At 65.1% G+C, this 13,592-nt stretch carries 11 protein-coding genes; 8 read left to right on the forward strand and 3 right to left on the reverse strand.

What is annotated here, in order from left to right:
• Positions 1 to 313 precede the first annotated feature (313 nt).
• Positions 314 to 1,192 (reverse strand): DMT family transporter, encoded by an 879-nt coding sequence (locus ACO6VM_RS16750; protein ID WP_401060597.1) that lies wholly within the window; start codon positions 1,190 to 1,192, stop codon positions 314 to 316.
• A gap of 213 nt (positions 1,193 to 1,405) precedes the next feature.
• On the opposite strand from ACO6VM_RS16750, the gene ACO6VM_RS16755 reads away from it, so the two are divergent.
• Positions 1,406 to 2,230, forward strand: coding sequence for an aldo/keto reductase (locus ACO6VM_RS16755; RefSeq protein ID WP_401060596.1), 825 nt, complete (start codon positions 1,406 to 1,408; stop codon positions 2,228 to 2,230).
• Positions 2,231 to 2,239: 9 nt separating this feature from the next.
• Here ACO6VM_RS16755 and ACO6VM_RS16760 read toward each other — a convergent pair whose 3' ends face one another.
• Positions 2,240 to 3,121, reverse strand: a complete 882-nt coding sequence (locus tag ACO6VM_RS16760; RefSeq protein WP_110996210.1) for a LysR substrate-binding domain-containing protein — start codon at positions 3,119 to 3,121, stop codon at positions 2,240 to 2,242.
• Between the two features lie 159 nt (positions 3,122 to 3,280).
• Between ACO6VM_RS16760 and ACO6VM_RS16765 the strand changes: the two genes are divergently transcribed.
• Entirely contained in the window at positions 3,281 to 3,931 is a 651-nt protein-coding gene (locus ACO6VM_RS16765; protein ID WP_422403550.1) for an ankyrin repeat domain-containing protein, read from the forward strand.
• A 99-nt stretch (positions 3,932 to 4,030) separates the two neighbouring features.
• On the opposite strand, the gene pobA is transcribed toward ACO6VM_RS16765, so the two are convergent.
• Positions 4,031 to 5,218 (reverse strand): 4-hydroxybenzoate 3-monooxygenase, encoded by a 1,188-nt coding sequence (gene pobA / locus ACO6VM_RS16770; protein WP_422403551.1) that lies wholly within the window; start codon positions 5,216 to 5,218, stop codon positions 4,031 to 4,033.
• A 133-nt stretch (positions 5,219 to 5,351) separates the two neighbouring features.
• On the opposite strand from pobA, the gene ACO6VM_RS16775 reads away from it, so the two are divergent.
• The 6 genes from ACO6VM_RS16775 to ACO6VM_RS16800 all read left to right on the forward strand — a co-directional run bounded on the left by ACO6VM_RS16775 (position 5,352) and on the right by ACO6VM_RS16800 (position 13,485).
• Positions 5,352 to 6,227 (forward strand): helix-turn-helix domain-containing protein, encoded by an 876-nt coding sequence (locus ACO6VM_RS16775; RefSeq protein ID WP_422403552.1) that lies wholly within the window; start codon positions 5,352 to 5,354, stop codon positions 6,225 to 6,227.
• Between the two features lie 289 nt (positions 6,228 to 6,516).
• Complete coding sequence (locus ACO6VM_RS16780) at positions 6,517 to 7,326, forward strand: gamma-glutamyl-gamma-aminobutyrate hydrolase family protein (RefSeq protein WP_110996215.1); 810 nt, start codon at positions 6,517 to 6,519, stop codon at positions 7,324 to 7,326.
• Positions 7,327 to 7,702: 376 nt separating this feature from the next.
• The gene (gene kdgD, locus ACO6VM_RS16785; protein ID WP_401060587.1) at positions 7,703 to 8,620 is read left to right on the forward strand and encodes a 5-dehydro-4-deoxyglucarate dehydratase; all 918 of its coding nucleotides are present in this window, start codon (positions 7,703 to 7,705) and stop codon (positions 8,618 to 8,620) included.
• A 136-nt stretch (positions 8,621 to 8,756) separates the two neighbouring features.
• Positions 8,757 to 10,112: an MFS transporter gene (locus ACO6VM_RS16790; protein WP_347149979.1), complete on the forward strand. Its 1,356-nt coding sequence runs from the start codon at positions 8,757 to 8,759 to the stop codon at positions 10,110 to 10,112.
• Positions 10,113 to 10,191: 79 nt separating this feature from the next.
• Positions 10,192 to 11,745, forward strand: a complete 1,554-nt coding sequence (garD, locus tag ACO6VM_RS16795) for a galactarate dehydratase (RefSeq protein WP_125858846.1) — start codon at positions 10,192 to 10,194, stop codon at positions 11,743 to 11,745.
• A 159-nt stretch (positions 11,746 to 11,904) separates the two neighbouring features.
• On the forward strand, positions 11,905 to 13,485 hold the full coding sequence (locus ACO6VM_RS16800; protein ID WP_401060585.1) for an aldehyde dehydrogenase (NADP(+)): 1,581 nt from the start codon (positions 11,905 to 11,907) through the stop codon (positions 13,483 to 13,485).
• The last annotated feature ends 107 nt before the right edge of the window (positions 13,486 to 13,592 follow it).

Consider the following 13,592-nt stretch of genomic DNA (forward strand, 5'->3'; position numbering starts at 1 on the left):
GCGCAGCCGAAGGCGCGAGATGTAGACTTGCGCAGCAAGTCGGAGGCCGCGCGGGCCCGGAGGACGCCGGAGCGAAGGGACCCCGAAGCGCAGCGTAGGGGCCGTATGATGGGAGCGAGCGGCTTTGGTTACTTTGGCCAAGACCAAAGTAACCCGCCGTAAGGGCGGAAAGGTGACTATGCGTCGACATCACAAATGAATGCGCATACAACTATCAAAACCAACAGACAACAAGATCCAAAAAACTTGAAACTTGAAACTTGAAACTTGAAACCGTCAAGCAATAACTGCAACAACCTCCAAATTCCACCCCCTACTTACGCCGCTGCATCCAAGCCGCCCCCAACCCACTCAAACAAATCACCGAAATCCCCACCAAACTCATACCATCCGGCACCTGCCCAAAAACCACCAACCCCAACAACCCCGCAAACACAATCTGGCAATAACTGAACGGCGCCAACAGAGCCGGCGCCGCAAACCTGAACGCCTGCGTCAGCAGCAGATGCGCCGTCATCCCACACCCCCCCAGCGCCAGCATTAACAAAGCATGCGTCCACTCCGGCACCTGCCAGAAAAACGGCACCATCGCACTCAACACCAAGGTATTGCACAACCCCGCATAGAAGTTGCTGGTAGTCGGGCTGTCATGGGCCGCCAGCACCCGCGTCAGCAACTGGTACGAACAGAACCCCAGCGCCGACCCCAACGGAAACAGGATCGCCGGGGTAAACATCGCCCCGCCGGGATGCACCACCACCAGTACCCCGACAAACCCCATCACCACCGCCGCCCACTGCCCCGCCGTGACCCGCTCCTTGAGCAACGGCACCGACAACGCAGTGACCAGCACCGGGGCCAGGAAGTTGACCGACGTCGCCTCGGCCAACGGCAAATACTGCAAGCCGGCAGTGAACAACAGGCTGGTGCTGAGCAGGCTCAAGGCACGCAGGGTCTGCAACAACGGGCGCCGGGTACGCAACACCGCCATGCCAGCCTTGGGCAGGAAGATCCCGGCCATCAGCAAGGTGTGCACCAGGTAACGAGCCCACACCACCATGATGATCGGGTAGATGCCGCCGAGGAACTTCGACAACGCGTCGTGACCGGCGAACAGGAAAGTGGCCACCACCACCAAGGTGATACCGCGCAGCGGCTGGTTGACTCCGGACAGCGGCGTACTGGAACTCATGGGGCTCTCGGGCGGTGGCCCCGGCCTTGCGCCCGGGCATCCGCGGATTCTAGAAGAGATCCACGGCGATGAACATTGCCTGGGCCAAGGCTTCTGTACTGCCCGGTACATTTCGTTCGCTGATCGACCACTTTCCCCCTGCCCCCACTGCCAGCCATTCACCGATGGCCGATCATGTCCGTCCACCTTTCCATCAGTACAAGGAGTACCTCCATGCACAGGCTCACCACCCGCCACGGCCTCGACATGCCTGCCATCGGCCTGGGCACCTGGCCAATGACCGGCGCCGACTGCACCCGCGCCGTGCACCAGGCGCTGGAGCTGGGCTACCGGCATATCGACACCGCCACCGCCTACAACAACGAAGCCGCAGTCGGCCAGGCCCTGCGTGACAGCAGCGTGCCGCGCGAGGCCATTCACCTGACCACCAAGGTCTGGTGGGACCGCCTCGCCCCCCAGGCCATGCGCCAGTCCCTGGAAGACAGCCTGCGCGCCCTGGGCACCGAACAGGTCGACCTGTTCCATATCCACTGGCCGGGCAAGGATTGGGACCTGGCGCGCAGCATCGAAACCCTGGTGGCCCTGCGTGATGAAGGCAAGGCGCGCTGCATCGGCGTGGCCAACTTCCCGCTCGGGCTGCTGCGCCAGGTGATCGAACAACTGGGCGCCCCGCTGTCGGCGATCCAGGTCGAGTACCACGTGCTGCTCGACCAGACGCCGCTGCTCGACTTCGCTCGCCAGCATGGCCTGGCCTTCACCGCCTACACCCCACTGGCACGCGGCCAGGCTGCCGAACAAGCGGCCATCCGCACCATCGCCGACAAACACGGTGTGCTGCCCAGCCAAGTGGCCTTGGCATGGTTGCTGGAGCAATCCGCCGTGGCAGTGATCCCGAAAGCCAGCAGCCGTGAAAACCAACTGGCCAACCTGGCGGCGCTGGACCTGCGCCTGGATGATGAGGACCGCGCACGGATCGCCGCGCTGGCGAAGGACCGGCGCCTGGTCAGCCCGGATTTCGCACCGCAGTGGAACAGCTGAACATCCCCTTCAGATCGCCTGCACCGCCAGCAGCTCGGTGAGCACCTCGGCCAACGCCTTGACCATCACATCGGCCGTGGGCCGGTGCACGATCACGATCTCGTAGCTGTCCACCTCCGGCAGCCCCTGCTCGCCCCCCAGCACCCGATGCTCACGGGTTGCCGCCCGCGGCGGCAGCAGGCTGATGCCCATGCCATCGGCCACCGCCGCCTGGATGCCGCTGAGGCTGGAGCTGGTGAAGCTGATGCGCCAGCGCCGGCCCATGCCCTCGATGGCGCTGATCATGTCGTCGCGGTACAGGCCCCGTGGCGGGAAGGTCACCAGCGGCACCGGGTCGAGCTCGAAGGCTGGCATTCGCGCGCTGTCGATCCATTGCAGGCGCTCCGGCCAGCAGGCCACCCCTTCGCGGCTGTTGCGCCGCTGCTTTAGCAGCACCAGGTCGAGTTCACCGTTGTCGTAGGCCTGGCTGAGGTCGCGGCACAGCCCGCTGGTGACTTCCAGCTTGACCTGCGGGTGGCGCCGGCTGAAGGCCGACAGCGCATTGGTGGTGCGCCCGCCCACGAAGTCCTCGGGCACGCCCAGGCGCACGGTCATGCCGACCATGGCCCCGGCCAACGCTTCGAGCATCTGGTCGTTCAGCGCCAACATGTGCCGGGCGTAACCCAGCAGGGTCTGGCCGGCATCGGTAGGCAGCACGTCGCGGTTACCGCGCACCAGCAGGCGGTGGCCTACCATCTCTTCGAGGCGGCGGACCTTCTGGCTGATGGTCGATTGGGTGGAATGCAGGCGTGCCGCCGCAGTGGTGAAACTGCCGCAATCGGCCACCACGACAATGGCGCGCAGCAGGTCGAGGTCGAACAGGGCTCTATTCGATTTAACGCTGATGGACATCTTGGTATTCGACTTCTGAATGACAAGACTGACTTCTATCACGCCCCTCCACGCCCGGCAACCATGCGCAAAGCCACTGCCTGGCATCCAGAAAATTCACTTCTGGCGCCGCGCGCAGTTACCTAGGATGAACGCTCGCCCTGCCAGGAACCCCAGACCATGCGCCTGCCGATTGCCACCCTGCTGCTGGCCCTGCTCACCAGCCTTGCCGCCCACGCCGAGAGCCTGCCCATGAATAACCGCCTGTTCGATGCCGCCCGCCTTGGCGACCTGCCCGCCATCCGCCAGGCGCTCGCCCAGGGCACCACCCTCGACGCCCGTGACGAGCAAGGCCAGACCGCGCTGCTGGTAGCCACCCACGCCAACCAGGTCGCCGCAGCGCAGGTACTGATCGAGGCGGGTGCCGACGTCAACGCCAAGGACAACATCCACGACAGCCCTTACCTGTACGCCGGTGCCCGTGGCCTTAACGAGATACTGCGCCTGACCCTCGCCCATGGCGCCGACTTGAGCAGTACCAACCGCTACGGCGGCACCGCACTGATCCCGGCGGCCGAGCGCGGGCATGTGCAGACCGTGCAGTTGCTGATCGATGCCGGGGTCGATGTGAACCACCTCAACCGCCTGCACTGGACCGCGCTGCTGGAGGCGGTGATCCTCGGCGATGGCGGGCCGCGCCATGTGGAGATCGTCCGTCGGCTGCTGGCGGCCGGGGCCGACCCGGCGATTGCCGACAAGGACGGGGTGACGGCGCTGGAGCATGCGCGCCAGCGGGGGTATGGGGAGATGGTCGCGCTGCTGACACGTTGATTTCTTGGAGGGGCCAATCGCCGGCAAGCCGGCCCCCACAGGTAATGCACGACATCTGCAGGAGCGGCCTTGTGCCGCGCCTACAAAACTACCGCCCCTTTACTCCACCACCTCGAACGGCAACCCCACATAGTTCTCGGCAATATTCACCAACCCCGCCTGCGAACTGAGGAAGTACTCGCGATCAGCCTCCTGCATCTTGCGGTCCCAGTCATCGTGATGCTCACCAAAATCATGCAACAACTGGGTCATGAACCAGCTGAAGCGCTCGCCCTTCCACACCCGGCGCAAGGCCATGGGTGAGTACTGAGCCAGCAGGTCGGTCCGGCCTTCGCGGTACACCTTGAGCAGGATCCGGTACAGGTAGTTCACGTCCGAGGCTGCAAGGTTGAGACCTTTGGCACCCGTGGGCGGGACAATGTGCGCGGCATCACCGACCAGGAACAACCGGCCATGCTGCATGGGCTCGACCACCAGGCTGCGCAGCGGCGCGATGCTCTTTTCCAGGGCCGGGCCGGTGACCAGCCGTTTGCCCACCTCCTCGGGCAGCCGAGCCTTGAGCTCAGCCCAGAAACGCGCATCCGGCCAGTCCTCCACCTGCTCCTGCAGCGGCACTTGCAGGTAGTAGCGGCTGCGGGTCTGCGAACGCTGGCTGCACAGCACGAAGCCGCGCTCGTGGTGGGCGTAGATCAGCTCGTGGTTCACCGGCGGCGTATCGGCCAGCAGCCCCAACCAGCCGAACGGGTAGACCCGCTCGTAGGCCTTGAGCACACCTTCAGGAATGCTTTGCCGGGCGACCCCGTGGAAGCCGTCGCAGCCGGCGATGTAGTCGCAGTCAACGCGGTGCAACTGGCCATCCTTCTCGAACGTCAGGTATGGCTGCGCGCCGTCGATGTCATGGGGCTGCACCTTGCTGGCTGAATAGATGATCGGTGCCCCGCTCTGCTCACGGGCCTGCATCAGGTCACGGGTGACCTCGGTCTGGCCGTAGACCATTACCGTCTTGCCGCCGGTCAGCGCCTTGAGGTCCAGGCGCTGGCGGCGGCCACCGACCAGCAGTTCGACGCCTTCGTGGACCAGCCCTTCACGATCCATGCGCTCGCCGACCCCGGCCTCGCGCAGCAGATCGACGGTGCCCTGTTCGAGCACCCCGGCGCGAATGCGCCCAAGTACGTAGTCGGGGGTCTGGCGCTCGACGATCAGCGTGTCGATGCCGGCCTTGTGCAGCAGTTGGCCCAACAGCAGGCCGGACGGGCCTGCGCCGATGATTGCAACCTGAGTCTTCATTGTTGTTGTCTCTTTGTGCTGTTACGGTTCTCCCCTGCATTTTTACGAGCGATTCAGGCCGAAAAAGTGTGCTATCCACTGTAAAAACTGCACTTTTGCAAAAAACGTTCGATTAACGGACAAGGCCATCCCCATGCCCAGCCCGCTCTCCGGCATTCCGCTGTTCCAGCTCTACGGCGAAAGCCACGCCTGGCCCGACACCGACCTGCTGCACTGCGAGTCGATCCCGGCACGCAGCCGCCTGCACCACTGGGAGATCAAGGCGCATCGCCATGCCGAGCTGTTCCAGCTGCTGTACGTGCAGCGCGGCGAGGCGCAGGTGGAGATCGAGGGCGAGCGCAGCGTGATCCGCCAGGCGGCGATCCAGGTGGTGCCGCCGCTGACCGTGCATGGCTTTCGTTTCAGTGCCGATATCCAGGGCCATGCGCTGACCTTTGGCACGGCGCTGGTGGCCGACCTCGAGCAACGCCTGGGCGCGCCATTGAGCGTCCTGGCCGCGCCCGGCTGCTACCCGCTGGGCCAGGACCGCCTGCGCCTGCACACGCTGATCGACACGCTGCAACAGGAATACCAGGGCAATGCCCCGGCACGGGCGGCGTTGCTGCAAGCACTGGTCACCGCGCTGATGGTGTGGATCAACCGTCAGCAGCACGACCGCGCCCCGCGCACCCGCAGCGAGCGCGACCAACAATTGCTTGGCCGCTATCTGCGCCTGGTCGAGGCGCACTACCGCGAGCACCTGGCCGTGGAAACCTACGCTGCGCGCCTGGGCATCAGCAGCCTGCAGCTCAATCAGCTGTGCCGCGCCCTGGCCAGCCAGACCGCACTGCAGGTGGTGCACCAGCGCCTGCTGCTCGAAGCCCGGCGCAACCTGTCGTACACGCGCATGAGCATCGGCCAGCTGTCCGACAGCCTGGGTTTCAGCGACCCCACCTACTTCGCCCGTTTCTTCAAACGCTTGAGCGGCCAGACGCCCAATGCCTACCGCCGTGCTACGCAAAGTGAATAATCATTGCAGCCACGCAAAGAGCCAACTGCGTCGTTAAATATTATTGACCCAAACCCCCGCCAAACCCTTGTCACCCAAGGCTCCGAGACCTTCAAGCCCCCGAAAAACGGCGCCTCGGCGCCCTGCCACTCGTTTGACATATCGAACGGCTCTGGCAAGCTATCAGTCAGGCCCCGACCGGCATCGCCCCTGAGGCGAGCCGGCAGTGCTCGGGGCTACAGGCTGCACCCATGGCCCCGGCCGTGCGCCTGCACAACAACGACAGGCAAGACCTGTCCCAAGGTGACATATGTCCAACAGCAACATTGGCAACAAGCAACCTTCCCTGCGCAAACCCGTCGTCCTGATGACCATGGGCAGCCAAGAGCGCAAAGGCCATGACTATCAGGTCATGACCCACAAATACATCACCCCGCTGGTCGAGTTCTCCGGTTGCGTCCCGGTGCTGGTCCCTACCTGCTGCGGCAGCGACGACCTCGAGACGTACCTGGACATGGCCGACGGCGTGTACCTGACCGGTGCCGGCAGCAACATCGACCCGGCCCTGTACGGCCAGGAGAACCAAACCCCCGGCAAGGGCCAGGACCAGAACCGCGACCTGTTCGACATTCCGCTGGTCAAGGCGGCGATCAAGCGCGGCCTGCCGATCTTCGGCATCTGCCGTGGCATGCAGGAAATCAACGTGGCCCTGGGCGGCGACATCTACCAGAAGGTCTACGCCGAGCCTGGCTTCAACGACCACCGGGAAAACCCGGAAGATCCGGTCGAAGTGCAATACGCCCAGGTGCATGGGGTGAAGATCAAGCCGGGTAGCTGGCTGCGCGACACCCTGGGCACCGACGAGATCCGCGTCAACTCGCTGCACGGCCAGGGCCTGCGCAAGCTGGGTGCCGGTATCGAGCCGATTGCCCATGCCGAAGACGGCCTGGTCGAGGCGATTCACGCGCCGAGCATTTCGCCCTTCCTGTTCGCGGTGCAGTGGCACCCGGAGTGGCAGGCGGCGAAGAACCCTGACTCGATCAAGATGTTCCAGGCCTTCGGCGACGCTTGCCGCGCCCAGGTCCGCAAGTCTCAGGTCAAGCGCCATCAGGCAGCCTGATCCAGCAAAGCTTCGTTAGCTTTGATCGCGGGGCGGCGCAAGGTCGCCCCCGTTTCCTACGGTCACCCTCTGCTGGTCCCAGAACTCTTCCCGTGGAAGCGGGCGGCGGGCTTGTGCCTGTCTCCGCGATCTTTTTTTCCTTTCTTTCGCCTAGAGATACGATGACTGCCAAGTGGTTGTCGTAAGATCTTCTGCGCCTGTGAGATCGAGCGCCGCGCGGGCGGCGCTCGATCTCCCCGCCAACAAACACCTGACGGCGAACCCCCAAATCAAAAAATCTACCCAAGGGGACTAGTCATCGTACAAGTTGTACGATAACTTACCTCTAACGAAAAACAACACCCTTCACCCCAAGCGCCACAGGATGCCTACAACAATGACTCCACAAGAACTGAAATCCATCCTCTCCCACGGCCTGCTGTCTTTCCCGGTCACCGACTTCGACGCCCAGGGCGACTTCAACCCTGCCGGCTACGTCAAGCGTCTGGAATGGCTGGCCCCCTATGGCGCCAGCGCGCTGTTCGCCGCTGGCGGCACCGGTGAGTTCTTCTCCCTGGCCGCCAGCGAGTACAGCCAGGTGATCAAGACCGCAGTCGACACCTGCGCCACCTCGGTACCGATCCTCGCCGGTGTCGGCGGCTCGACCCGCCAGGCCATCGAATACGCCAAGGAAGCCGAGCGCCTGGGCGCCAAGGGCCTGCTGCTGCTGCCGCACTACCTCACCGAAGCCAGCCAGGACGGCGTTGCCGCCCATGTCGAGGCAGTGTGCAAGGCCGTCAACATCGGTGTCGTGGTCTACAACCGCAACGTCTGCCGCCTGAATGCCGACCTGCTGGAAAAGCTCGCCGAGCGCTGCCCGAACCTGATCGGCTACAAGGATGGCCTGGGCGATATCGAACTGATGGTGTCGATCCGTCGCCGCCTGGGTGATCGTTTCAGCTACCTGGGTGGCCTGCCCACCGCCGAGGTGTATGCTGCCGCGTATAAAGCCCTCGGTGTGCCGGTGTACTCCTCGGCGGTGTTCAACTTCGTGCCCAAGACCGCGATGGACTTCTACCACGCCATCGCCCGTGACGATCACGCCACCGTCGGCAAGCTGATCGACGACTTCTTTCTGCCGTACCTGGACATCCGCAACCGCAAGTCCGGCTACGCCGTGAGCATCGTCAAGGCCGGCGCGCGGATCGCCGGCTACGACGCAGGCCCGGTGCGCACGCCGCTGACCGACCTGACCGCGCAGGAGTACGAGATGCTCGCCGCGCTGATGGACAAGATGGGGCCACAGACACTGTAAGCCCCGATCGCCGGCAAACCGGCTCCCACAGGAGCAGGCTTGCCGGCAATGGGCCGCAACGCGGTCCAGCGCCCTGCCCTGGCGCCAAAATACAATCTGATAGCCCGCACAAAAATAACTAGTGGGAGTAAGCAGCATGCAAGCTACTAAGAAGACGCATGTACGCTACCTGATCCTGTTGATGCTGTTCCTGGTGACCACCATCAACTACGCCGACCGCGCCACCATTGCCATTGCCGGCTCCAGCCTGCAGAAGGACCTTGGCATCGACGCGGTCACCCTCGGCTACATCTTCTCCGCCTTCGGCTGGGCCTACGTGGCCGGGCAAATCCCCGGCGGCTGGCTGCTCGACCGCTTCGGCTCGAAGAAGGTCTATGCCTTCAGCATCTTCACCTGGTCGCTGTTCACCCTGCTGCAGGGCTTCGTCGGTGGCCTGCCGGTGGCCTGGGCCGTGGTCACGCTGTTCACCCTGCGCTTTCTGGTCGGTTTCGCCGAAGCCCCGTCGTTCCCCGGCAACGCCCGGATCGTCGCGGCCTGGTTCCCCACCCAGGAGCGCGGCACCGCTTCGGCAATCTTCAACTCGGCGCAGTACTTCGCCACTGCCCTGTTCGCCCCGATCATGGGCTGGATCGTCTTCAGCTTCGGCTGGGAGCACGTGTTCGTGGTGATGGGTGTACTGGGCATCGTGTTCAGCGGGGTGTGGATGAAGACGATCTACAACCCACGCCAGCACCCACGCATCAGCCCCAGCGAACTCGATCACATCGAGCAGAACGGCGGCCTGGTGGACATGGACCAGAAACGCGGCAACGACGGCCCGAAATGGGGCTACATCAAGCAGCTGCTGACCAGCCGCATGCTGCTGGGCGTATACCTGGGCCAGTACTGCATCAACGCCATCACCTACTTCTTCCTCACCTGGTTCCCGGTGTACCTGGTGCAGGAACGCGGCATGACCATCCTCAAGGCCGGTTTCATCGCCTCGTTGCCGGCGATCTGCGGCTTCATCGGTGGTGTGCTCGGTGGTGTGCTGTCGGACTGGCTGCTGCGCCGCGGCAACTCGCTGACCTTCTCGCGCAAGCTGCCGATCGTCTGCGGCCTGTTGCTGTCGACCACCATGGTGTTCTGCAACTACGTCGACGCCGAATGGATGGTAGTAGGCTTCATGACCCTGGCCTTCTTCGGCAAAGGCATCGGTGCGCTGGGCTGGGCCGTGGTGGCCGACACCTCGCCCAAGCAGATCGCAGGGCTGTCGGGTGGTTTGTTCAACACCTTCGGCAACATCGCGTCGATCACCACACCGATCGTCATCGGCTACATCATCAGTGCTACCGGCTCGTTCAAGTGGGCGCTGGTGTACGTCGGCGCCAACGCCCTGGTGGCGGTGTTCAGCTACCTGGTGATCGTCGGCCCGATCAAGCGCATCGAGCTCAAGGACGGCCCAAAGCAAGAACCCGCGCCAACCGCTGAACTGGCTGGTTCGCGCCACTGAGTGAAAGCCCCCGGCGCCCGTGCACGCGGCGCCGGCGGCCGTATGAACGCCTGAGAGAAATAACCAGAAGGGCCTGACCATGCAGTTGATCGAACATTCCGAGTCGCCCCGCTACGTCCGCCTGCACGATGACGACAACGTCGTGGTGGTGGTGAACGACGGCGGCCTGGGCGAAGGCGCCCGTTTCGCCGACGGCCTGACCTTGGTCGAAGGCGTGCCGCAGAGCCACAAGGTGGCCACCGTCGATATCCAACCCGGCGACCCTGTACGCCGCTATGGCCAGGTCATCGGCTATGCCCGCGAACGGCTGCAACAAGGCAGCTGGGTCAAGGAAGATCAGCTGGACATGCCGGCCGCGCCCGAGCTCGACAGCCTGCCGCGCTGCGACGCCGTACCCGCCGCCCTGCCGCCGCTCGAAGGCTTCACCTTCGAAGGCTACCGCAACGCCGACGGCACCGTCGGCACCCGCAACATCCTCGGCATCACCACCACTGTGCAGTGCGTGACCGGCGTGCTCGACCACGCGGTCAAGCGCATCCGCGCCGAACTGCTGCCCAAATACCCCAACGTCGATGACGTGGTCGCCCTCACCCACAGCTACGGCTGCGGCGTGGCGATCAATGCCCGCGACGCCTACATCCCGATCCGCACCGTGCGCAACCTGGCGCGCAACCCCAACCTGGGCGGCGAAGCGCTGGTGATCAGCCTGGGCTGCGAAAAACTCCAGGCCGGCCAGGTGATGCACGACGGCGACCCGTCGGTAGACCTCAGCGAGCCTTGGCTGTACCGCCTGCAGGACGCCTCGCTGGGCTTCGTCGAGATGATCGAGCAGATCATGCAACTGGCCGAAACCCGCCTGAAAAAGCTCGACCAGCGCCGCCGCCAGAGCGTACCGGCCAGCGAGCTGATCCTCGGCATGCAGTGCGGCGGCAGCGATGCGTTTTCCGGCATCACCGCCAACCCGGCGCTGGGCTATGCTGCCGACCTGCTGGTGCGCGCCGGGGCCACGGTACTGTTCTCGGAAGTCACCGAAGTGCGTGACGCCATCTACATGCTCACCTCCCGCGCCGAAACGCCAGAGGTGGCCGAAGCGCTGGTGCGCGAGATGGACTGGTACGACCGCTACCTGCAACAGGGCGCCGCCGACCGCAGCGCCAATACCACGCCAGGCAACAAGAAAGGCGGCTTGTCGAACATCGTCGAGAAGTCCCTGGGCTCGATCGTCAAGTCCGGCAGCGGCGCCATCCAGGGCGTGCTCGGCCCGGGCGAGCGGGTGACGCGCAAAGGCCTGATCTTCTGCGCCACCCCGGCCAGCGATTTCGTCTGCGGCACCCTTCAACTGGCCGCAGGCATGAACCTGCACGTGTTCACCACCGGGCGCGGCACGCCGTACGGCCTGGCCATGGCGCCGGTGGTCAAGGTGTGCACCCGCACCGAGCTGGCCCAGCGCTGGCCCGACCTGATCGACATCGACGCCGGGCGCATCGCCACCGGCCGCTCGAGCATCGAGGAGCTGGGCTGGGAGCTGTTCCACTATTACCTGGACGTGGCCAGCGGCCGCAAGCAGACCTGGGCCGAGCGGCACGGGCTGCACAACGACATCACCCTGTTCAACCCGGCACCCATTACCTGATGCAGTGGCGTGGGAACGGCGGTGCGCCGATGCGACTTGCCCCGCGATTGATGGCACCGGCTTCGCCGGTATCGCGGGGCAAGCCCGCTCCCACGAAGGCTGCATCAACCCATCGATTCCGATTCGCCCCTTCCATGTTCAAGCCAACAGGAGCACCCCATGCCTGAGATCCTCGGCCACAACTTCATCGCAGGCCAGCGCAGCGCCGCCGGCACCCAGCGCCTGCAAAGCCTGGACGCCACCACCGGCGAAGCCCTGCCCTACAGCTTCGCCCAAGCCACTGAAGCCGAAGTCGACCAGGCCGCCCAAGCCGCCGCCGCCGCCTTCGCCGAGTTCCGCCAGTTGCCCCCGGCACGCCGCGCCGAATTCCTCGACGCCATCGCCGCCGAGCTTGACGAGCTGGACGACAGCTTCGTCGCCATCGTCTGCCGTGAAACCGCCCTGCCCGCCGCCCGCATCCAGGGCGAACGTGGCCGTACCAGCGGCCAGATGCGTCTGTTCGCCCAAGTGCTGCGCCGCGGCGACTACCTTGGCGCACGCATCGACCTGGCCCTGCCCGAGCGCCAGCCGCTGCCACGGGTCGACCTGCGCCAAATGCGCATCGGCGTCGGCCCGGTGGCGGTGTTCGGTGCCAGCAACTTCCCGCTGGCGTTCTCCACCGCGGGTGGCGACACCGCCGCCGCCCTGGCCGCCGGCTGCCCGGTGGTGTTCAAGGCCCACAGCGGCCACATGGCCACCGCCGACCTGGTCGGCTGCGCCATCGAGCGCGCCGCCGCCCGCACTGGCATGCCCAAGGGCGTGTTCAACATGGTCTTCGGTGGCGGTGTCGGCGAGTGGCTGGTCAAGCACCCGGCGATCCAGGCCGTTGGCTTCACCGGCTCGCTCAAAGGCGGCGATGCCCTGTGCCGCATGGCCGCCGAGCGCCCGCAACCAATCCCGGTGTTCGCCGAAATGTCCAGTATCAACCCGGTGATTGTGCTGCCGGGCGCCCTGGCCAAACGCGGCGAAACCATTGCCCGTGAGCTGGCCGGTTCCGTGTGCATGGGCGCAGGTCAGTTCTGCACCAACCCAGGCATGGTCATCGGCCTGCAATCGCCGCAGTTCAGCCAACTGCTGGCTGACCTCGGCCAGCACCTGGACGCCCAGGCCGGCCAGACCCTGCTCAACGCGGGCGGCCTGCGCAGCTACGTTGGCGGCCTGGAGCACCTGCACGCCCACGCCGGCATCCAGCACCTGGCCGGTCAGGCCCAGGAGGGCAACCAGGCCCGCGCCCAGCTGTTCAAGGCCGATGCCCGCCTGCTGGTGGAGTCCGACCCGCTGCTGCAGGAAGAAGTGTTCGGCCCGACCACCGTGGCCGTGGAAGTCAGCGGCAACGAGCAACTGCGCGCCGCCCTGCTCGGCCTGCGTGGCCAGCTAACCGCCACGCTGATTGGCGAGCCGGAGGACTTCGAAGCCTTCGCCTGGCTGGTGCCGCTGCTGGAGGAGAAAGTCGGTCGCATCCTGGTCAACGGTTACCCGACCGGTGTCGAGGTGTGCGATGCGATGGTCCACGGCGGCCCCTACCCGGCCACCTCCGATGCCCGTGGCACTTCGGTCGGCACCCTGGCCATCGACCGCTTCCTGCGCCCGGTGTGCTACCAGAACTACCCGCAGGCGCTGCTGCCGGCAGCACTGCGCGACGGCAACCCGCTGGGGCTGCGCCGCCTGGTGAATGGCCAGTGGAGCGACGCGGCGATCTGATCCGCTGGATGCAATGCCTATGAATCAAATGGGGCCGCTCTGCGGCCCTGGGGGGGGGGGAGGAAGCATCAAAAGACACGCCTGAACAAAAACCACTGAAAAAGGGG

Source organism: Pseudomonas sp. GZD-209, from assembly GCF_049310485.1.
Taxonomy (GTDB): domain Bacteria; phylum Pseudomonadota; class Gammaproteobacteria; order Pseudomonadales; family Pseudomonadaceae; genus Aquipseudomonas; species Aquipseudomonas sichuanensis.

Coding starts and splice junctions, on each gene's coding strand:
- ACO6VM_RS16750 (WP_401060597.1), bottom strand. CDS start 1,192: ATGAGTTCCAGTACGCCGCTGTCCGGAGTCAACCAGCCGCTGCGCGGT.
- ACO6VM_RS16755 (WP_401060596.1), top strand. CDS start 1,406: ATGCACAGGCTCACCACCCGCCACGGCCTCGACATGCCTGCCATCGGC.
- ACO6VM_RS16760 (WP_110996210.1), bottom strand. CDS start 3,121: ATGTCCATCAGCGTTAAATCGAATAGAGCCCTGTTCGACCTCGACCTG.
- ACO6VM_RS16765 (WP_422403550.1), top strand. CDS start 3,281: ATGCGCCTGCCGATTGCCACCCTGCTGCTGGCCCTGCTCACCAGCCTT.
- pobA (WP_422403551.1), bottom strand. CDS start 5,218: ATGAAGACTCAGGTTGCAATCATCGGCGCAGGCCCGTCCGGCCTGCTG.
- ACO6VM_RS16775 (WP_422403552.1), top strand. CDS start 5,352: ATGCCCAGCCCGCTCTCCGGCATTCCGCTGTTCCAGCTCTACGGCGAA.
- ACO6VM_RS16780 (WP_110996215.1), top strand. CDS start 6,517: ATGTCCAACAGCAACATTGGCAACAAGCAACCTTCCCTGCGCAAACCC.
- kdgD (WP_401060587.1), top strand. CDS start 7,703: ATGACTCCACAAGAACTGAAATCCATCCTCTCCCACGGCCTGCTGTCT.
- ACO6VM_RS16790 (WP_347149979.1), top strand. CDS start 8,757: ATGCAAGCTACTAAGAAGACGCATGTACGCTACCTGATCCTGTTGATG.
- garD (WP_125858846.1), top strand. CDS start 10,192: ATGCAGTTGATCGAACATTCCGAGTCGCCCCGCTACGTCCGCCTGCAC.
- ACO6VM_RS16800 (WP_401060585.1), top strand. CDS start 11,905: ATGCCTGAGATCCTCGGCCACAACTTCATCGCAGGCCAGCGCAGCGCC.